This window comes from Corynebacterium sp. 51B (assembly GCF_008930785.1).
Classification (GTDB): domain Bacteria; phylum Actinomycetota; class Actinomycetes; order Mycobacteriales; family Mycobacteriaceae; genus Corynebacterium; species Corynebacterium megadyptis.
In genome coordinates this window covers 234,940-255,002 of record NZ_PQMK01000003.1, presented here as the reverse complement: position 1 = coordinate 255,002, position 20,063 = coordinate 234,940, and the positions used below count along the sequence as shown (strand labels likewise).

Here is a 20,063-nt window from a genome sequence, read left to right as displayed (position 1 = left end):
GGCCCGTGCAGATGCCGGTTCGGCTGCGGTGGATGTGTCACACTGGAGGAATGAACACAGCAGAGATCAGTGTCTGGTTTGCACAGCTCTTCCAGCTGGGCGAACAGCCCGAATGGCAGGAATACAGCGTCGCCGGCCATCGCGCCGCCACCTTTTCTTCTGACAGTCGGGCCACCGCAGTCACACTGGATATGTCCACGGTGGATACGGGCCTGCGGGCGGTGGCCCCACCCGAGGCACAGAACCCGTTGAGCGAGGCAGATATTCGGGTGGAGCTGATTCTGCAGACCACGGATGCCCACCGAGAGCAGCTGCCCGAGGCGCTGGGCCGCGCCCTCGCGGCGCTGAGTGATGCCGACTCCCAGGTGGCACCCCAGCCGGGCGCTATCCTCGCCGATCTCATGCCGGAGCTGTCCACCCGCCACGGGCTTCTGGTCGCACCGCAGCTATGGGAGAAGGGCGTGCCTCATCTGTGGGAAGAACCCGAGCAGACCGGACGCTCTCATGGCCAGCTCACCCTGCCATTGCAGCTGCTGCTGCTTACGCCGGAGGAGCTGGAGTATGCGATCACATATTCGCCGGAGGAGCTGCAAGAGCAGATGCCGGCCCAAGGGATTGATGTGCATGAGTGGAACCGCTGATGCCCGTATCGCCGGTGCTGGCCGCTACGCGCCGTCGCCAAGCGGAGAACTGCACTTCGGTAATCTGCGCACCGCGCTGATCTCGTGGCTGGTGGCCCGCTCGCATGGGCTGCCTTTTCTGCTGCGCGTTGAGGATGTCGATACCCAGCGCAGCTCGCTGGAATCGGCGGCGGCGCAGCTGGAGGATCTCGCCCGCCTCGGCCTCGACTGGGATGGGGACGTGCTCTACCAGCACCAGCGTTTTTCCGCCTATGAGCAGGTGGTGGAAACCCTGCGCGGGCGGGGGCTGGTGTATGAGTGCTATTGCTCGCGCAAGGATATCGCGCATGCGGCCTCGGCACCGCACGCCATCCCCGGGCATTATCCGGGCACCTGCCGTGATCTGGATGAGGACCAGCGTCGTGCGAAGCGGGAGCAGCTCAGCGCCGCAGGTCGGTACCCCGCGCTGCGGCTACGTAGCGACGCCACCTCCGCCACAGTAGAGGACTATTGGGCCGGCAGCTATCGCGGCGATGTGGATGACTTCGTGCTGCGGCGCGGCGGCCAAGCCCCCGACTGGGCCTATAACCTCGCGGTTGTGGTCGATGATCACTACCAGGGCGTGGGCCATGTGGTGCGCGGCGATGATCTCTTGTCTTCTGCCCCGCGGCAGGCCTATCTCGCCAGCCTGCTCGGCTATAAGCCGCCGCTGTATCTGCATGTGCCCCTGGTGCTCAATGAGCAGGGCCAGCGGCTGGCGAAACGCGATGGCGCGGTGACCCTACGCGAAATGGAGCAGCAGCGCTCTACCGCTGATGTGGTGCAGGCCCTCGGCGCATCGCTCGGGGTTCTTGGGGCCCGTTCCACGGCGGAGATTCTGGATCGCTGGGAGTTGGATCAGCTGCCTGCTGAGGCGGTTACTTTTCGCAGTTAGCGGCCTGGGCGGCCGCGGCGGTGGTGTGCTCGGGAAGGTGGCGGGCAAAGCGGTGGCTGAGGCGCTCGACCACGAGGCCTGAGACCACCCCCAGCACCATGCCGGAGACCAGTCCGATCAGCGGCTGCTCCCGAAATACCCAGCCGCCGAGATAGCCGAACAAAGTGCCCTGTACTGCCCAAATAATCACCCCGATGGCGTCGAAGAAGGCGAAGCGGGCGTGAGAGTAGTGGCTGGAGCCGAGCATCACGGTGACCACCCAGCGCGCCCCAGGGATGAAGCGTGCGATCACGATAACCGAGGCATCGCGGCGGTAGAGATTATCGTTCACCCAGGTGATGGCCTTCTGCAGGCGGCTGCGCTTACGGAGATACCCCATGGCACGGGTGAGACTGCGGCCTAAAATGAAGCAGATATTATCGCCGATGATCGCCCCAGCGGCGCAGCAGATCATGATGAGGATGAGATGCGGGAAGCCGAAGATACCGGAGTAGGCACCGGCGAGGTTCATGGGCAGCTCGCCGGGGATCACGGGCACGATCGCATCGCCGAGGGTGACGCCCCCGAGCAGCAGATAGATCCAAGGGGAGGCCATCAGTGGCTCCAGCCACTGGAATACGATCTCTTCCACGGTAGGCTGCTCGCCCCCTTTCTCGGACTCGGTGCGCCAGTAAGCGCGGGTGCGGTGGGCACCTCGCGTTCTCCTAGCGAGCTTAGCGCGTGAATAGATTGCCTCCTGCCACGAGGGCGGGCAGCTGCTGGCGGCGGTATCGCGCTTGCGCGCCGAAGAGTACTACGATTTTCAGCATGAACACTCTTGTTACTGGCGGCGCTGGCTTCATCGGCTCCCATTTGGTGGATGCGCTCGTGGCCCGCGGCGATAGCGTGGTTGTGGTGGATAATCTCTCCCATGGCCGACGGGACAACCTGCGCGATGCGCTGGAGACGGGGCAGGTGACACTGCTCGAAGATGACGTGCTCAGCTGTGATTTTATTGCTGTGTGCAGGGAGTATCGTCCCGAGGTGATCTTCCACTTGGCGGCGCAGATCGACGTGCGTTCCTCGGTGGCTGATCCGGTATTCGATGCCGAGATGAACACCATTTCTACGATCCGGATTGCTGAGGCGGCGCGTCAGACTGGGGTGCGCAAGGTGGTCTACACCTCCTCGGGCGGTGCTATCTATGGCCGCCCGGAGTCCTTCCCCGTCAGCGAGGAGGAGCCGGTGCGCCCGATGTCTCCCTATGCGGCCTCGAAGGTGGGTGGCGAAACCTATCTGAACATGTATCGCCGCCTCTACGGGCTCGACTGCACGCATATCGCCCCGGCGAATGTCTACGGCCCCCGGCAGGATCCCCACGGCGAGGCCGGGGTGGTGGCGATCTTCAGCAAGAATCTGCTGGCTGGTGCCTCCACCGTGGTATTCGGCGAGGGCAGCAACACCCGCGACTATGTATATGTGGGCGATCTGGTGCGCGCCTTCGTGGCCGCCTCCGGGGAGCAGGGCTCGGGAATGCGCTTCAATATCGGCACCGGGGTGGAAACCACCGACCGTGCCCTGCATAGCCTCGTGGCCCAGGCGGTGGGAGTGACGGATGAACCCCGCTTCGAGCCGGCCCGGGTGGGCGATGTGCCCCGCTCCTGCCTCGACTCCAGCCGTGCCCAGGCGGTGCTCGGCTGGCGGCCCGAGGTGGATGTGGCCGAGGGTATCGCCCGCACGGTGGAGTATTTCCGCAGCCTCTAAGGCGGCGGCCTATGCGTGACGACGCCACCCTCCATTCCCCTGAAACGCTGGGGCGAGGGTGGCGTCGATAAGCATGCGAAGCGCAGTTACTCGCTGTTCTTGGCGGGAACCCGCACGGATTTATAAGCCAGCACCATAGCGACGATGCTGAGGATGAACAGCAGCACCATGGCGCCGTTGATATTCATCAGCAGCGTGGCCACGCGCAGCTGGATGGCGGACTGGGTCTCAGTAGAGAGCAACCCGCCGAGGCTCGTGGTGGCGTTGGTGGCCATGTAGAGCACGCCGAGGACGATGAAGAACACCCCGGCGAGCATATTGGTGGAGTTCAGCGTGAGCGGGCCGAGCTGTACCTGCTTGCCCCGCAGCCAGGAGGCCTCACCGATGTTGAACTTCTCCCACAGTGCGGCCAGCAGGAACAGCGGCAGGGTCATGCCGAAGGCATAAGCGGCCATGATCGCCAAGCCGTAGAGCACGCTGGAGCTAACAAAGGCGGTGGTGAGCACCGCACCCAACATGGGGCCGGCGCAGAACCCGGCGAAGCCATAGACCGCGCCGAGCACGAAGGTGGGCACCCACCCCACGGCGCTCATGCCCACCTTGCCAGCGAGGGAGGAGAGGCCGGGGATCTGGAAGCCGCCGCCGAAGAAGATGAATACGCCCAGCGCAATCATGATGATGCCGCCGACCATGATGAGGGTGTCACGTTCGCTGCTGAGCCACTGCCCCAGCGCGCCGGCGCCCGCCCCGATGGGGGCGAGGACGGCGACGAGGCCAAGGAAGAACACGACGGTGCGGGTAATCAGCTCCGTGCGAGAACTAAATGCGTAGGCAAAAAATGCCGGAAGCAACAGCGCCGAGCAGGGGCTGATGATCGAGAGCGCCCCGGCGACGATGGCGCCGAAGAGTCCGATAGAGATCATTGCGGAACGCTCACCTCGCCGGCAGCCACCTTGGCTAGCTCCACATTGATGACCTCAACGAAGGTCTCAGTGGGCTGGGCGCCAGACACAAAGCGGGTGCCCACCACGAAGCTCGGGGTGCCTTGAATACCCAAACCATTGGCGTAGCTCTGGGCCTGTGCCACCGGCTCGGCGTAGGTGTCATTGTCGAGAGCCTCGGTGAAGGCGTCCATGTCCTCCACCCCAGCCTCCTGTGCGAAGCGGATATAGTCCTCCCGGCCGAACTCGGGGTGGCCAGTGATGTCCTTCGACGCGGTATAGAGCGCATGCTTGAAGGCGAAGAATTTGCCTTGGGCGGCCGCCGCACGCCCCGCCTGGGCGGCGCTGACGGCGTGGGGGCCGTTGATGGCATAGTCATTCCACTCAATGCGCACCAAGCCATCCTTGACGTACTGGTCAATGAGTTCCGCCTCGGTGGCATTGGCGTAGCGGGAGCAGAAGGGGCACTCGAAATCCGAGAACTCCGAGATCACCACGGGGGCATCCACGGCGCCATAGGCGAAGGGATCTGCCGCATCGCGGCGAGCTACCTTCATGATGTCCGCCACGGACTGAATCTCCCCGCCGGGGCCGTAGATGGTGGCGTCGAAGGAGCCGTCCTCGGACTCCGCGTCGAGAGATCCCGTACCCGGCTTCACCTGGGCCACCAGCTCCGCGATTTCCTCCTTGCTCAGCTTCTCCACCGCAGATTCCTCCGGGGCGGCGGCGGTACCCGAGTCCTGCTGTGCGGAGGAGGGCGCGGCCTGGGTGGTGGCGCTATCGGTGGTCTGCGTGCCCACGAGGTAGCCGCCGAGACCGGCGATCACCAGCAGCACGCTAAACAGGGCCCACACCACGGTGGGCACCTGGGAGATCGGGGAGGCGGCTGTATCTTCGGCGTCCTCGGCATCCTCGGTGTCCTCAGCGTCCGCGGCGCCTGCGGTGTCCGCAGTGGCTGCGGAATCAGTCGCGGGATCGGCCGTGGAGTCGGCGTCGACATGCGTCGCGTCGGCAGCGTCGGGCGCCGCGGGAGTCACGGCCTCGGCGTCCTCGGGGTTGGGGGTGTGGTCCGGTCCGTTTTTCGGGGCCTTAGGCATAAATGTCGTCGTCTCACTTTTCTGCACGGCCGCTGGCCGTGGGGTCGGTGCCATCGCGGGATGGATCAGGTGTCTCGGGTCGGATCGCCGTTTGCAGGGCGACGGCGCGAGCGAGCCTAGCGTAGCGCAGTTCCTGCTCACGGAAGCGAATGTAGCTCGAGATCGTGGTGAACATGAAGGCCACCACCAACAGGTAGAGCAGCAGATCCGTGCCGCGGGACACCCCGAGCCAATTGGCCACCACGGTGAGGTCATCGGGGCGCACAATCGCCCAGATGCAGGAGATAAAGAACACCACAAAGCCGAGTTTCACCCAGGCCTTGGCGCGGGCCTTTTTGCGCTTGCTCACAAAAAAGATGGCCAAACCGATGGTGGCGAGCAGCAGCACCACCTGAATAATGCTTTGTCCCGAACTCATGACAGGTTCCTCGCTATAAATCCATCGGCCAGAATATTGACTCCATTAAAGAGAGATTGGCCCTTGCTCATCGAATACTCGGTGTAGAGAATATCCACCGGCTGCTCGCTCACTCGCCAGTTATTGGTGTCCATGAGCGTGACAAATTCGCTGGCATGGCTCATGCCATTCATGCGGAGATTCAGCTGCTCAGCCACCGTGCGATTGAACACGCGCAAACCATTATGGGCGTCGGTGAGCCCCAGCTTGCGGGTGCGCCGCGAGAGCAGCACCACCGTTTTCAGCACGATGCGTTTGATCAGTGGCACCTGATCATCGGCGGCGCGGGGCCGGCCGAAACGGGTGCCCACAATGATGTCCACCTCTTCGGTGCGCAGCCGATCGATCATGGCCACCACGTCTTTGACCTGGTGCTGGCCATCGGCGTCGAAGGTGACAAAGTTCTGCGCGCTAGGTTGGGCGCGGGCGTATTCCACGCCGGTTTGAATGGCGGCGCCTTGGCCGAGATTCACGGGGTGATTCACCAGATGCGCGCCGGCGGCGTGGATCGCCGCAGCGGAGTCATCCTTCGAACCATCATTAACCGCCACGATATTGGGAAAAGTCTGGCGGGCATGTCGGATCACATCACCGATGACGGGTCCCTCATTAAAACACGGGATCACCAACCACGTATCCGCATAGTCGCCGGGGTGACGGCAGGCGTCATCGGCGGGGCGGGGAGTATCAACAACGGGCATGCCTGTCATGCTAGTAACTTCTCGGACAGACACCGCGGCAGCCACGCGCGGTAGACAGTGAATGAAAATCGGCGCCCGCGCCCAGCGCAGGCGTGACGACGCCGCCCTCACTTCCCATCGGCCCAGCTAGCGGCGGTGGAACAGGAGGCGATAGACCTGCCCGAGCAGGCGCTTGGGGAGCAGCCGGTAGAGGGAGCGAAGAAGAAAATTGCCCGCCGCGCGAAACGCGCCGACGGTCCCATAGTCCACGAGGTTGCGCTGCATGCTCAGCTCGGCGCGGATCATATCCAGCCCCGTGCGCCGCGATAGCTGCTCCTCGCCGACTCGGAAATACACCAGCTGCTCGGGCATATTGGCCAGCACTTTGTCTCCAGCCACGAGCCGTGCCATGAGGTCATAATCTTCCATCAAGTGCACCGGCTGGTAGCCGCCGACTTCGCTGATGGCCTCTACTCGAGCCATGATCGTCGGGTGGTTGATGGGGTTATTGATGGTGAGATAGCGGTTGATCTCCGCGGGGCTTTCCGGCAGCGCGCGCACGCCCACCGGTTCGGTGGGGGAGTGAATAAACTCCGTCATGGCCGAGCCCACCAGATCCACCCGGGGGTGCTCGGCGAGGAAGGCGAGCTGGCGCTCGAAGCGCTCTGGATAGGAGATATCGTCGCTATCTTGGCGGGCATAGAACTCGGTGCTGAAGGTGGCAAACCCGGCGGCCGTGGCCACCGCGTTGCCTTCGTTCTTCTCTCGTCGCAGCACCCGTACCTCGGGGCGGGTGGCCTCTGCAGTGCTGAGGATAGCCGCCACATCCTCGCCCACGGGGCCATCTTGGATCAGTAGAATTTCCTCCGCTGGCCGAGTCTGGGCGTAGAGGCTCTCCAAAGCCTGGCTTATGTGCGTCGCGGTTGTCCCGTGATACACCGTCATCAGCACCGTCAGGCTTGGACCAGCCACCGTGAGTACACCTTTCAGCTCGGAAGAATTCAGCGGCCCTAAGCCTAGTCGGCTGGGCTGAGAACTAGCTGTGATCCATCCAGAACTTCAACTTGTCCGAACTTAAGGAGGCAAAAGCGAATACACAGGGATCGGCGTGGGCCCGTAGTTCCTCGCGTGGTTGGGCGCGCAGCCAGGTCAGATACTCCTCCTTGAAGAAGGACTCATCCAGCCCGGACTCTTCGCGCTCCTCGGGGCTGAGGCTCTCCAGCTGGGCGGCGGTAGCCACGCCTAGGAACTGGCAGGCATCGCCGTCCGCGCTTTGCCACTGCTCCTCCTGGAAGGAGGCGAAGGAGGGGGTGCGCTTGATGAGTTCCTCCGCGCGCTCCGGCGGCATGCCCTCGGGGGCGGTGGGGACGAAGCGGGCATCGTATTTCTCGGCGGCGGCACCCGAGGCGATGCACCACGGGCACAGATTCTCCACGCGCTCCAGCGCATAGGGGCGATACACATAGGCCCAGCCGGTCGTGCGTTCACAGCAGGGGCACTCGGCCTCCTCATTGCGCACGATGGCGCCCGTGATCACTGGGTCGGGATGGTAGCGGAAGACGGGGAGTTCCTCGTGAGCCGGTTCCACCGCCGCCTGGGACTTCGCCGCAGACTCGGTGATGGGGGTGCTCACCGTGGCGATATCGGGAAGGATGGGGCGATCGATGCGGTACTGCAGACCAGCCATGAGCGAGGGGAACTCGTGGGGCAGCACCGAGTACACCAAGGCATCGTCCACATTGCCATCGCCCAGGCGCGAGGCACTACGGAGCGTGCCTTCATAGCGCAGATCCGCCTTTTCCGCGGCGCGCCGGGCCTGAATATTGGTGCGCGGCACCACCATGGAGAAGCGCTGGGCGCCAAGGGTATCGAAGCTATAGGCGATCAGCAGCGCCAAGATTTCCGGGAAGACGCGGGTGGACTGGGCGCCACGGGTGACCCAGGTGTGGCTCAGTGTGACGGTGGGAACATCGGGGTTGTCGATGGTCAATCCGGTGACTCCCACGGCGCGGTTATCGCTATTCAACCGCACCAACAGCGGCAGGGAACGACCGGTATCGGTCGTCGCGCAGAGGCGCTCCAGATACGCGGGTATGCCCTCCTGCTCAGGCACCCCCGACCAGTATTGTTTGTGCAGGTCCACGGCGGCGCTGGCGAGGATTTCTGCGTGGTCGGTGCTCAGCGGCGTCAGGGTGATAACGCTGCCTTCTAGGGTGACTGAGGAATCAAACATAAGAACTATCTTAAGAAAATTCGAAGGTGTGCGCAGGTTCTGGGTCCGCCCCAGCGATAGCTCTGCCACTAGCGCGCATTAATGAAAAACAGCACCGCTAGCTGTTGTTTTGTAGCGTGGGCGGCATGACATTTCGTGTGAAAGCCGTACAGAAGACCGCCCCTGATTCCCCCTTCGAGATCGCCGAGATCACGCGCCGTGATCCGCGCCCCGATGATGTAGTGATCGATATCACCGCGGCCGGTATCTGCCATAGCGATATCCACACCATTCGCAATGAGTGGGGTGAGGCCCACTTTCCGCTCACGGTGGGCCACGAGATTGCCGGTGTGGTCTCCCAGGTGGGTTCCGAGGTTACGGAGTTCGCTCTTGGCGAGCGCGTGGGCGTGGGGTGCATGGTGAATTCCTGTGGAGAGTGCGAGCAGTGCCGCAACCATCAGGAGCAGGATTGTCTCCATGGCGCCGTGGGGACATATAACGCGCAGGATGTGGACGGCAGCATCACCCAAGGTGGGTACTCCCAAAAAGTGGTGGTGAACAAGAATTTCGTTTGCCGCATCCCCGATAGCATCGATGATGCGCACGCGGCCCCGCTGCTGTGCGCGGGAATTACCACCTATGCCCCCATCGATCGCTGGGGCGTGAAAGAAGGCGATAGCGTGGCCGTGCTCGGCCTCGGTGGGCTGGGGCACATGGCGGTCCAGATCGCCGCTGCCAAGGGGGCGCGGGTGACGGTGCTCTCGCGCAGCCTGCGCAAGCAGGAACAGGCCCGCGAACTAGGCGCGGAGCGCACCCTTGCCACCACCGAAGAGGGATTCTTTGCAGAGCATCGCGGCGAGTTCGACTTCATCCTCAACACCATTAGCGCCGATATTGACGTCAATGCCTATCTCGGGCTGCTCAAGCCGCACGGAGTGATGGTGGTTGTGGGGCTGCCGCCGAACCAGCAGCCGCTCCACTTCGGCTCCATTATCGGCGGGGCGAAGGTGCTCGCCGGATCCAATATCGGCGGCATCAAGCAAACCCAAGAGATGCTGGATTTTTGTGCCGAGCACGGCATTCGTGCCTGCATCGAGAAGGTCTCAGTGCACGAGGTGGATGAGGCCTATGAGCGGGTGGTCAATGGCGAGGTGCAGTTCCGCTGCGTAATCGACACCGCCAGCTTCGAGCAGGCCTAAACCCCCGGCACGGCTAATGTTCGTGGCCGAAGACGGTGTGGGAGATTAGCTCGGCGCGGGTGCGTACCTCGCCGAGGATCTCGCGGGGGTCCACCGGGCAGTCGATATGGAACGACACCGCGAGGGCCGCCGCCGGCTGGCCGAGGTGGTCCAGGATGGGGGCGGAAAAGGAGCGGTGGGCGCGGTCGATGCGCTCATTCTCCTCGGCCCAGCCTCGCTCACGGATGATGGCCAGTTGCTCAATCACCTCGCGAAAGCTCATGTGATTCGGCACCGGGGAGGTGGAGTAGGTGGCCTTGACCTGCTGCTCTGAGCGGAGCGAGAGCATGGCCATGCCCGAGGCTGTAATGAAGGCCGGAATGCGCACCCCGGCATCGAAGAGCAAGCTATTGGCGTTTTTGCTGCGCTCTTCCAAAATGTAGAGCACGTCGCTGCCCGAAAGTTTGGAGATATGGGCGCTGCCGCCGATGAGCTCGGCGAGGAACTTGGCGTGGCGGGCGCCGACGCGCACCAGCGGCTGCTGGGTGGTATATGCCGAGGCCATGGCATAGGCGGCCACGCCCAGCCCATAGGTCTTTTCCTCGGGCAGCCGCACCACATAGCCGGCATCCTCCATCACCGTGAGCAGGTGATAGACCGTGGAGCGTGGCAGATCCAGCTCGGTGTAGATGCGGGCGGCGGAGACGGGCACATCGATACTGGTCAGCAGCGTAAGAATGCGCAGGACGTTGGTGGCTGCTGGGACCCGCGAAGAATGTCGTCGGGTATGCTCGCTCACTTTTTTCACGTCCTCCTTCTGCTCGGGGTCTAGCGCTGCTTGGCCGCACAATGCGGGTGTTCCTTAAAACTATACCGAGGAACTAACGGTTCGGTAGCTTAGCCTGCGTTCTCGAGGCTAATCACGAGGATATATCGGCACTAAGAGACGAAAAACCGCCCCGCGCACGAGGGTGTCGGGGCGGTGCTGCTGCGCGGGGGCAGCGAAGCATTAGCGGTTGGGTTCGTCCCAGCCGGTGGTGGTGTTGGTGTTGGTGATATCCGAGCTATCGAAGGCCGTGGTCTCGGCATCGAAGCTGGAGGTCGTGCCCGCGGCGGGTGCCGTGGTGGCCGTGGTGGTGGCCGGGGCATAAGCGGCGGAGGTAGCCTCCTCATCGGCCGCGTCCTTGCGGTTACGGAAGGGGCGCACCAGGAGGTGGTCCAGCGAGACGCGACCAGCGCCGGCAGCAGCGAGCAACAGACCGGCAGCGCCGATCACACCGGCGAGCTCCCAGCCGCCATCGGAGACGAACACGCCGCCATCGCGGTGGGCGAACCAGACGGCGCCGGCCATCAGGGCAAAGAGAACCGGGCCGACGAAGCGGACCAGCAGGCCGAGCACGATGGCGATGCCGCCAGCAAACTCGAAGTAGGAGGTAAATTGGGCAGCGAGCTCAGGGTTGGGCACACCCAAGTTGCTGAACATGTCGGTCACACCAGAGATGGTGATGTCGTTGATTTTCTGCCAGCCATGCGCGATGAGCACGGTGCCGAGAATAATGCGGGCAATGAGTTGGAAAATATCCTTAATTACAGTCACGCCTACACACCCTACATAAAGGTTTGATTCAGCAAAACACGGAAGTACGTGAAAATAATAAGAATATCGTCCGGAAATACAATTTAATGAACGCGCCGCACATGTGCGCCAAGCAAAGAATAGACGTGCACCGCCATGCCGATGAGCGGGCCGAGAATCAATGCGGCGCAGACCGCAGTGGTGAGCGAGAAGGGCAGCAGTAGCACACCGAAGGCGCTGGCGGTGGCCACCACCCAGCCGAGCACGTACACGCTATGGCGCTCGTGACTCAGCGCCGCACAGCCGGTGATCATCAGCGAGCCCGTGCAAGCGGAGGCGAAGGTGAGCACAGCCAATAGCCAACTGGGCAACACATAGCTAGCGGGCAAGAAGAGCCCGAGGATCCACGGTCCGAAAAGCCACGCCAGTCCCGCCCCGGCAACGCCCACAGCCCCGACCACGGCCAGCGGAATCAGCAGGGCGGATAGGAGTCGCTCCCGCCGATCCACGAAGTACACCACGAGGGCGGACTGGAAACGTTGGGTGGGCACCAGGATCGGGGCGCGGGTCAGGAGCACCGCCATGATGATGGCGGCCACGCTCACGCCATCCACGGAGCTATCCCCGGTGCCGTGGGTGATGCGCACCAGCGGCGGGAAGCCGGTAATCAGGGCGGCCGATGCCCCAGTGGCGGCCATGGCGGAGACAACGCCGCGTCGATAAGCGGCGGAGGTGACATCGACCGGGGCCTGGAGCGCGGCACGGGCCTGCGGGGAGAAGGCGATGATAAGCAGCCAGGTGGCGGCACCCATGACGGTAATGAGGAGGAAGGCGCCGATACCCCAGCCCTGCCACCACGCGCATGCCGCGGCCAGCATGCGCACCCCAGAGTCGATGGCTACCAACCACGCATAGGCGCCCCAGTGCTTGAGTCCAGAGAGCACGCCCGAGAGCAGCGCCTGGAACACATAAGAGGATAGGCCGATGGCAAAGAGCGCGATCGCCGCGGGATGGGGGTGGTGCAGCAGGAAGCCCATCCACACCCCGCCGGTGGCGAGGATGCTGATCCCGGCGATAAGCGCCACCACCCCGGCCAGCCGTACCGGCCGTGCCGAGCGGGGGCTGGCCCCGGCGCGCACCGCGGAGGTCGCGCGGGTGGTTTCCTGTGTGATGCCGTCGATAAGCCCCGCGAGTGCAAAGAAGAGACCCCAATAGGCTTGGAAGTCGGCGTTGATGGTCTCGGGCAGGGCCCAGGAGGCGACGATGACCACCACGAACCCCGAGAGGGCCGCGAAAATAGTGGCGAGAGACAGCGCGCGCATGGCAGTGGTCCTAGGCGGTGGGGAAAGGCGGAAGTGGCAGGGCGAGCAGCCAGGCGGAGCGCAGCTCATCCAATTCGGCGTGTCGCTCGGGGGCGAGGTGGGCGCGCAGAATATTGAAGAGATCCACCGGCTCCACCACGCCGTGGCGGTCGCGGCGGGCATAGTCGCGCAGCGCGGCGAAGAAGTCCGTATCGCCGAGCAGCAGCCGCAGGGCGTGCACAAACACGGCGCCGCGCTTATAGAGGCGATCGTCGAACATGTGCTGCGGGCCCGGATCGGCGAGGAGCAGGTCCTGCGGTTTTTGCTGGAGGCCGCGATAGTGCTCGCGGGCGTAGTGCTCGGCGGGGGTGCCGGTGGAGTGCTCGAACCACAGCCACTCGCAGTAGCAGGCGAAGCCCTCGTTGAGCCAAATATCGTCCCACTGCGCCACGCCGAGGGAATTACCGAACCATTGGTGAGAAAGTTCGTGGGCGATCAGGCGTTCCCAAGTCCTGCGGCCATCGGCGTGATTGGCGCCGAAGATCGACAGCCCATGGGCCTCGAGGGGGATTTCGAGCTGATCGGCGGTGATGACCACCCGGTAGTCGGGAAAGGGGTAGGGGCCGAAGAGCTCGGCGTAGAACTCGAGCATGCGGGCCTGGTCGGCGAAGTCATGCAGCACCCGCTGGCGCAGGGCGGCCGGGGCATAGACGGTGACGGGCACGCCCGCCGTGGAGCCGAGGGGGATGGTGCTGAACTCGCCGATCTGCACCGAGGCGAGATAGGTGGCCATCGGTTCCTGCACCCGGTAGTGCCAGGAGGTGGTGGAATTGTTCCGCTGGGTATCCACCAGCACCCCGGTGCAGATCACGCTGAAGGGATTATCGGCGGTGATCCGAATGTCGTAGCGGGCCTTCTCATCGGGTGTGTCATCGCAGGGGAACCAGCTATGGGCGCCGTGCGGCTGGCTGGCGACGAGCGCCCCGGCATCGGTTTCCTCCCAGCCGATCTCACCCCAGCGGGAGGTGATGGGCTGCGGATTGCCGGAGTAGCTGATGGCCAGGCTGAACTCGGTATCCGCGGGGATCTCGCGGTCGAAGAGCACCACCACTTTGTTATCGCCGCGGTGGCGGAACTTTTTCACCTTCACCTGCGCGCCGCCCACACCTTGGGCGGTGATGCGCCGCACGGTGAGGGTGCGGGCGAAGTCGAGGGTGAGCTGCTGCAGCGGGAGGTAGCTGAGCACATCCAGCGTCGCCGTGCCACTGAGGTGGTTGGGCATGACCCGATAGGTCAGGTCGAGGTCGTAGTGACGGATGTGGAATCCAAGGTTGAAGTCCACACCCGTGTAGCGGTCCCGGGTGCCGGGGATCTCGGTGGTGCGCAGGCGTGTAAAGGAACTCATCGCGGCTAAGTCTAGTCCGCGCAGCGCTGCGCCTCCGCGCCCGCCGCCGCGAGCTGCTGCTCCAGCCAGGTAAATACGATGGCCTGCTTCCATGCGATCTGATCATTATCGGCGGCCCCGGCGTGCCCGCCTTCGGAGTTTTCTACATAGTCCACCGGCTGGCCGGCGGCGGCGAGGGCGGCGGCGAACCAGCGCGCATGGGCGGGGTGGACCCGATCGTCTCGCGTGGAGGTGGTGATCAGCGCCGGCGGATAGGTCGTGTCCGCAGCGGCGACCACGCGCTGCAAGGGCGAGTAGCTTTCGATCACTGCCCGTTCTTCGGGGTTATCGGGGTGGCCGTATTCCGCTACCCACGAGGCTCCCGCGAGCAGGGTGTGATAGCGCAGCATATCGATCAGCGGCACCTCGCTTACCACCGCGCCAAGAAGCTCGGGATAGCTGGTGAGGGCCACCGCGGTGAGCAGGCCACCATTGGAGCCGCCGCGCACCGCGAGCTGCTCGCGGGTGGTGATGCCGCGCTCCACGAGATCATTGAGCACCGCCTGATGATCCTCAAATACCTTCCGACGCTGCAGTTTTGTGGCCTGGGAGTGCCAGCGCGGGCCGAACTCGCTGCCGCCGCGCAGATTCGCCTGCACCAGCAGATGCCCTTTTTCTAGCCATGCGATGCCGTTCACCGCGGAGTAGTAGGGCAGGAGGGAAATCTCGAAACCGCCATAGGCGTGCACCACACAGGGCTTCGGGGTGGGGGTGGTGCCGTCCTCGTGCAGGCGGCCGGTGAGGAAGTAGGGAATCTTGGTGCCATCGGCGGAGGTGGCCCAGTACTGCCGGGTGCTCATCCCGGAGGCATCGAATTGCTCGGGCGCGCTTTTGACCACCGTGGAGAAACTCTCCGGGTCGCGGGCATCGGCGCGCAGCAGCCTATCCGGGGTGGTGAAGCTGGAGGAGTAGAGCCATACTTCCTCGCCGATCTCTGGGTCCTCCGAGAGCGGTGCGGTAGCCACGACGCTGGTGCTCGCCAGCTCCGGCAGGGCCACCCGCACGCACTCCTCCGGTGCATCGAGGCGCACGCGGTAGAGGGTGGTGGTGACATTCTCCAGCACCTGGATCAGCGCATAGCTGCGGGTGAAGTGCAGCGTCTCCAGCGATTGATGCTCGGTGGGGGCAAAGATCACCTGCACCGTGGTGTTCGCGGGATCCGCCACAAAGCTCTCGCAGTCGGCCACTCCCACGCCGCCGGCGGGCACCCCGTGGACTTCCGTGCGGGGGAGCAGGAAGATCTGGTCGCGGTGAACGATAATCTCGCAATCCACCGGCACCTCAATGCGCACCGGCTCCGAGCCGCGCAGCAGGTAATTCTCGGCGGTGAACATATCCAGCCGCCGCTCAATGAGCACTCGCTCGAACCCGGGCGTGCGATCCGCCCACCCGCCGGAGGCGATATCGCTGCGCTCGCCGCTGAACAGCAGCTCGGCCTCGCGCGGGTCGGTGCCGCGGTGCCAGCGATACACCCGCGCTGGGTAGCCAGACTCCGTGAGGGAGTTCTCGCCCACATTGGTGCCGAGGATGAGGGTATCGAGGCTCTCCCACGACACATCGGATTTATCCTCCGGCAGAGTAAAAGGCGTATCCTCCACGAAGCTGCAGCTAGTGATGTCGAACTCGCGGATCACGGTGGCGTCACTGCCGCCGCGGGAAAGCCGCAGCAGGGCCCGGTCGCACTCCGGTTCGCGCACATGCGCGCCCTTCCACACCCAGCTTTCCCCATCGGCCGCGGCGAGGGCGTCCACGTCGAGCAGGATCTCCCACTCCGGCGCCTCGCTGCAATAGGACTCATAGCGGGTGCGTCGCCACAGCCCCCGCGGATGCTTGCTATCGCGCCAAAAGTTATAGAGGTAGTCGCCGCGCCGAGTCACATAGGGCACCCGCGCATCGGTATCGAGAGCCGCGCGCAGCCGCTGCTGCAGGGCGGTGCGGTGGCCGCCTTGGCTATCGATGCTGTCGATGGTGGAGGCCGTCCACTCCTGCGCCCACCCAAGGGCCGTGGGGGAGCCGATAATTTCAAGCTCGCTTGGCGGCGGCGTTTGTGCTGGTGCGGTAGTGCTCATAGTGCCGCCGATTATACGGATGATACCCCCAGTGCACCAGTGTTAGTGCAGCTCATTGGCAGTTTTCTGGCTGGTGGTGGGAGTTAAACTCGGCGGTTCTTTTGCTGGCGCTTATCGACGTCACCCCGCAGCACAAAAGCACCGCCGCGGCAGAGGGGCCGCGGCGGTGCTGAGCTGGGGGATGATTAGAAATCGATGGGCGGATGCAGCTTCTTCATGGTCCACGTTCTATCGCGCCGGGCACCGAGGGCGGTACCTACGAGGAAGAGCGTGAGGAAGAGGCAGAGCGCGATCACTGCTTGCAGCATGCGGCCGTCGAAGTCGCCGTAGAGCGTCTGGCGGAAGCCGTTGACGGTGTAGGTCATGGGCAAGAAGGGGTGGATCCAACTCCAGAAATCCGGTTCCGTTTCCACGGGGTAGAGCCCGCCGGAACCCAAGAGTTGCACCATGAGCAGCGCCATACTGGCCACCCGGCCTGGGCCGGAACCAAGGAGAACGATGAGCACTTGGTTCATCGCGGCAAAGACCAGCGCGGTGAGCATCATGAACACGGTGAGGCCGAAGAATGTGGCCGGTTCCAGCGGCACCGCCAACACGGTGGCGGTCGACACCACGATGGCCTGGATCATGGCGATCAGGCCGGCCGGGGCCAGACCGTCGATAGCGGCGCGCAGCGGGGAGATACCGGCGGCCACGGCGCGGGCCTGCAGCGGGCGCAGCAGCAGGAAGCTCACGAGGCTACCGATGTAGAGCGCCAGCGAGAAGAAGAAGGGAGCCAGACCGGCACCGAAGGTGTTCTCCCCACCGGAGTTGGACTGGTTGATCTCCACCGGCCCGCCGATGGTCTCCGCCATGGTGGTGCGGTGATCGGGCGACCAGTCCGGGGCCTCGCCCGCGGCCTGTCCGAGCTTGGTGGCCAACTCGTTGCTGCCTGCGGAGAGCTTGCTGGAGCCGTCCTTGGCCTCGGCGAGAGCGGAATCAAGTGTGCGGCCGCCGTCGAGCAGCTGGGTGGCGCCGTCATTGAGCTTATTGGCGCCATCATCGAGTCGGGTGACACCCGAGCCGAGCTCGCCGATACCGGCGTTGAGGCGGTGGGCGCCATCGTTGAGGGCCTGGGCGCCGTCATTGAGCTGATTGACACCGCCCACGAGCTCGCCGAGTTTCCCGGGTAGATTGCCCTGGTCGATGTCCGCGGCAATGCCATTGATCCGGTCGAGATCCTGCTTCAGCGGGGAGTGGGGGCCGACACCTTCGGTGTCCACGCGGTGCGCAATATGATCCACCTGGCCGGCGGTCTGCTGCGCCAGCGGGTCGGGGATCTGGCGGATCGCCGCGGCGAGATCGCGCAGATCCTGGGCGAGGGAGCCCTGGAGCTCGGAGGCTTCGCTGGCGGTGGCGTGATAGTGGTGCACCTCGCCGGTGAGGCTCTGGAGTTTGCCGATGGCTTGGTCGATCCCGCCACTGAGCTGGTTGGTGCCCTCTACCAGGCGCTCCGTGCCATTGGCGAGCTCGCCCGAGCCGGCCTGCAGCTTATCGGCGCCTTCACGAAGCCGACCGGTGCCCTCGACCAACTGGGTGGTGCCTTCCTTATTGCGCTCGAGGCCGGAGACGAGATCGCCGGCGCCCTGCTGGATCTTGCCCAGCCCAGAGTCGAGCTTGGTGGCGCCATCATCCAGTTGGGCGGCGCCATCGGCGGCCCGCTGAATGCCCTCGCTGGCGTTGACCACGCCCACCAGCAGCTTATCCACGGCCTCGGTGCCGATTTTGTCGGAGACCACGGCGAGCACTTGGCGCATGGCGTTTTGGCCGATGAGCGTGGAGAGCCAGCCATTGGCGTCATTGTAGTGCGTGACAATGCGGGCCTTCTCCGGATTCTCGGAGGTTGGAGAGGCCACTGCCTGGGAGAAGTTCTCCGGCAGGGTCACCGCAAAGTAGTATTCGCCGGTTTTCACGCCCTCGAGGGCGTCCTGTTCGGTCACGGTGATCCAGTCCAAGGACTGATCCTCGAGCAGGCCCTCTTCGATCTGCTTGCCGGCGTCGATACGCTGGCCATCGACCTCGGCGCCGGCGTCCTCATTGACGAGGGCGACGGGCATGCGGTCGAGACGGCCGAAGGGATCCCAGAAGCTCCACAGATAGAGCGTGGAGTAGAGCAGCGGAAGCAGGCAGATGGCCACGATGGCGATCTTGCCCAGCTTGGCTCGCCCGAAGCGGCGAAGCTCGCTGCCGATATGCAATGTGGCAAGCATTTACTGCTCCTCCTTGGTGGTAGTGGGCTCGGTGGTGGTTGACGCTGTATCGCTCTTGGCGTGGCGCGGTTGAGGATGATCGCCCTGGCGCAGCGCGGTCCAGCGCGCCAGCAGGTCCTCGAGGTGCTGGTCGGTGGCGCCGCTGCTCTCGGGGGCGATGTGCCCGCGGTCGGTGAAGAGCTCGATCACCTGCGAGCCCGGCAGCGTTGCCGCGCTCGGCGGATTCACGGAGTTCACCAGCACGGTCATCTCCGTGGAGAGGCGGTTGAGCACGCTGAGCAGAATGGCGCGGTCGCTGAGCTCCCGCACCTGCTCGAGATCGTCTAGGATGAGCAGGCGAATCTTCTCATCGTGGGCGGGGTGCAGGGCCATACCGATGCGGATGAGGATGCGATCCAGTGCGGGGATCTGGCTGACATATTGGTTCAGATCCGGCAGCGAACGGCTGCCATAGACCTTCGACAGGATTTCCTCGCGGTAGGCGTCATCGGCTTTGGGCACCCAGCCGAACCAGCCATGGCACCACGCGCGGTGGTCGGTAAGCACATCGCGCACCCGCACATCGCGGTCGAGGGCATCAATAGCGTCCACCCCAGCAATGGCGACGGTATCGCGAATATCTTTGAGCTGGTCGTGGCCGAAGACAGTGAGAGTGCCGTCGGTGGGCTTCATCCGTCCCGCCAAGGTGAGGGCGAGCGCGGTACGGCCCGAGCCGCCCCGGCCGGAGAGAAACACGAGGGTATTATCGGGCACACGCAGGTCAATGGGCCCAAATACCGGCCCTTCCTCGCCCACCACGGACAGTCCATCGGCCACGAGCACATAGGCATCGTCGGTCTCCGCTTGGCTAGGGGGCGCGGTGGCGTCTGTGGCAGCGCTGGTGGGTACAGCGTGGATCTGGCGGGTGTTATCCGCGGGTTCCTCGCTCTGTGTGTGGGTCTCCCTGTCTGACATGCTCTCTCCTCAGCACTGTGTATCCCTGACTGGCTTCAACGCCAGTGTGTCTGCGCCCGGCACTTCGGGTGGGTGATACGTCGCCACGGCGCTGCGCTCTCTCTCCGCGGTGGCTGCCGGATGCGGCGCCGCCGGAAGCCATGGAGGCCTCAGCCGTGGTGCATATCGTTAATTCTGCCGGCACGCACGTAGCTATGGGCGGACAACCACGGCGGCGAGGGGCGCCACGGGCTGCTGCGCTTATCGCAGCAGGACCGGCGCTGCTGGCACGAGGATGACTCCGTGTCGAGAGGATTCATCCCTCGCGTGCCTCGCAGTATCCGCGCCGTAGTATCCACAACCCTTAACGCAACGGGTGTAGCTTAAGTTCCTTAATGAGTCTTTGATTCTAGCCATAAAGTGGCATCTACCTGCAACGCGGCTCATTGTTCGGCGTAGCTGACACAAAGATAGAACCCACGCCCGACTGTGTCATGATGTGGGCAATGGGGGTAGGAAAAGGGAGTGAGCTGGGAGTGCAAGGGAGGTGGGTGAACCGATTATGGGAGGCGGTTCAAGCGGGCGGCTCTATCTTCATCCGAAAGGGGGTGTTCCACTTAGTGTGACTA

General features: G+C 64.1%; 18 protein-coding genes. 4 read left to right on the top strand and 14 right to left on the bottom strand.

The features are described from left to right. Positions 1-50 precede the first annotated feature (50 nt). The gene (locus GBB14_RS05555; RefSeq protein ID WP_151529369.1) at positions 51-641 is read left to right on the top strand and encodes a suppressor of fused domain protein; all 591 of its coding nucleotides are present in this window, start codon (positions 51-53) and stop codon (positions 639-641) included. Then, complete coding sequence (gene gluQRS, locus GBB14_RS05550) at positions 619-1,554, top strand: tRNA glutamyl-Q(34) synthetase GluQRS (protein WP_151529368.1); 936 nt, start codon at positions 619-621, stop codon at positions 1,552-1,554. The genes GBB14_RS05555 and gluQRS overlap by 23 nt, the downstream gene beginning before the upstream one ends. On the opposite strand, the gene GBB14_RS05545 is transcribed toward gluQRS, so the two are convergent. Continuing rightward, positions 1,538-2,185: a DedA family protein gene (locus tag GBB14_RS05545; RefSeq protein WP_151529367.1), complete on the bottom strand. Its 648-nt coding sequence runs from the start codon at positions 2,183-2,185 to the stop codon at positions 1,538-1,540. The genes gluQRS and GBB14_RS05545 overlap by 17 nt on opposite strands. 176 nt (positions 2,186-2,361) lie before the next feature. Here GBB14_RS05545 and GBB14_RS05540 point away from each other — a divergent pair, with 176 nt between their 5' ends. Then, complete coding sequence (locus GBB14_RS05540) at positions 2,362-3,297, top strand: GDP-mannose 4,6-dehydratase (RefSeq protein WP_151529366.1); 936 nt, start codon at positions 2,362-2,364, stop codon at positions 3,295-3,297. Between the two features lie 86 nt (positions 3,298-3,383). Here GBB14_RS05540 and GBB14_RS05535 read toward each other — a convergent pair whose 3' ends face one another. The 6 genes from GBB14_RS05535 to GBB14_RS05510 form a co-directional block, all read right to left on the bottom strand. After that, complete coding sequence (locus GBB14_RS05535) at positions 3,384-4,220, bottom strand: cytochrome c biogenesis CcdA family protein (protein WP_192796184.1); 837 nt, start codon at positions 4,218-4,220, stop codon at positions 3,384-3,386. Continuing rightward, positions 4,217-5,113: a thioredoxin domain-containing protein gene (locus GBB14_RS05530; RefSeq protein WP_225976602.1), complete on the bottom strand. Its 897-nt coding sequence runs from the start codon at positions 5,111-5,113 to the stop codon at positions 4,217-4,219. Before GBB14_RS05530 ends, GBB14_RS05535 begins: the two co-directional genes overlap by 4 nt. Positions 5,114-5,348: 235 nt before the next feature. Then, on the bottom strand, positions 5,349-5,753 hold the full coding sequence (locus tag GBB14_RS05525; protein WP_151529364.1) for a DUF2304 domain-containing protein: 405 nt from the start codon (positions 5,751-5,753) through the stop codon (positions 5,349-5,351). Further along, entirely contained in the window at positions 5,750-6,493 is a 744-nt protein-coding gene (locus GBB14_RS05520) for a glycosyltransferase family 2 protein (protein ID WP_192796183.1), read from the bottom strand. Before GBB14_RS05520 ends, GBB14_RS05525 begins: the two co-directional genes overlap by 4 nt. Before the next feature lie 126 nt (positions 6,494-6,619). Then, complete coding sequence (locus tag GBB14_RS05515) at positions 6,620-7,444, bottom strand: glycosyltransferase (RefSeq protein WP_225976595.1); 825 nt, start codon at positions 7,442-7,444, stop codon at positions 6,620-6,622. Between the two features lie 64 nt (positions 7,445-7,508). Continuing rightward, on the bottom strand, positions 7,509-8,705 hold the full coding sequence (locus tag GBB14_RS05510) for a CbrC family protein (protein ID WP_151529363.1): 1,197 nt from the start codon (positions 8,703-8,705) through the stop codon (positions 7,509-7,511). Between the two features lie 125 nt (positions 8,706-8,830). Between GBB14_RS05510 and GBB14_RS05505 the strand changes: the two genes are divergently transcribed. Further along, on the top strand, positions 8,831-9,883 hold the full coding sequence (locus GBB14_RS05505) for an NAD(P)-dependent alcohol dehydrogenase (protein ID WP_151529362.1): 1,053 nt from the start codon (positions 8,831-8,833) through the stop codon (positions 9,881-9,883). 13 nt (positions 9,884-9,896) lie between these two features. Here the strand turns inward: GBB14_RS05505 and GBB14_RS05500 are convergent, their stop codons facing one another. The 7 genes from GBB14_RS05500 to GBB14_RS05470 form a co-directional block, all read right to left on the bottom strand. Further along, positions 9,897-10,661, bottom strand: coding sequence for an IclR family transcriptional regulator (locus tag GBB14_RS05500; protein ID WP_151529361.1), 765 nt, complete (start codon positions 10,659-10,661; stop codon positions 9,897-9,899). Positions 10,662-10,871: 210 nt separating this feature from the next. Next, a complete protein-coding gene (locus GBB14_RS05495) occupies positions 10,872-11,459 on the bottom strand; it encodes a DoxX family protein (protein ID WP_225976594.1) in 588 nt (195 codons plus the stop codon). An 83-nt stretch (positions 11,460-11,542) separates the two neighbouring features. Next, a complete protein-coding gene (locus tag GBB14_RS05490; protein WP_151529360.1) occupies positions 11,543-12,760 on the bottom strand; it encodes a hypothetical protein in 1,218 nt (405 codons plus the stop codon). Positions 12,761-12,770: 10 nt separating this feature from the next. Further along, positions 12,771-14,144, bottom strand: a complete 1,374-nt coding sequence (locus GBB14_RS05485; RefSeq protein WP_151529359.1) for a M1 family metallopeptidase — start codon at positions 14,142-14,144, stop codon at positions 12,771-12,773. Positions 14,145-14,155: 11 nt separating this feature from the next. Then, entirely contained in the window at positions 14,156-16,252 is a 2,097-nt protein-coding gene (locus GBB14_RS05480) for a prolyl oligopeptidase family protein (protein ID WP_151529358.1), read from the bottom strand. Between the two features lie 185 nt (positions 16,253-16,437). Next, positions 16,438-18,501, bottom strand: a complete 2,064-nt coding sequence (locus tag GBB14_RS05475) for a YhgE/Pip domain-containing protein (protein WP_151529357.1) — start codon at positions 18,499-18,501, stop codon at positions 16,438-16,440. After that, complete coding sequence (locus GBB14_RS05470) at positions 18,502-19,455, bottom strand: ATP-binding cassette domain-containing protein (RefSeq protein WP_151529356.1); 954 nt, start codon at positions 19,453-19,455, stop codon at positions 18,502-18,504. It lies immediately after the preceding gene. Positions 19,456-20,063: the final 608 nt, after the last annotated feature.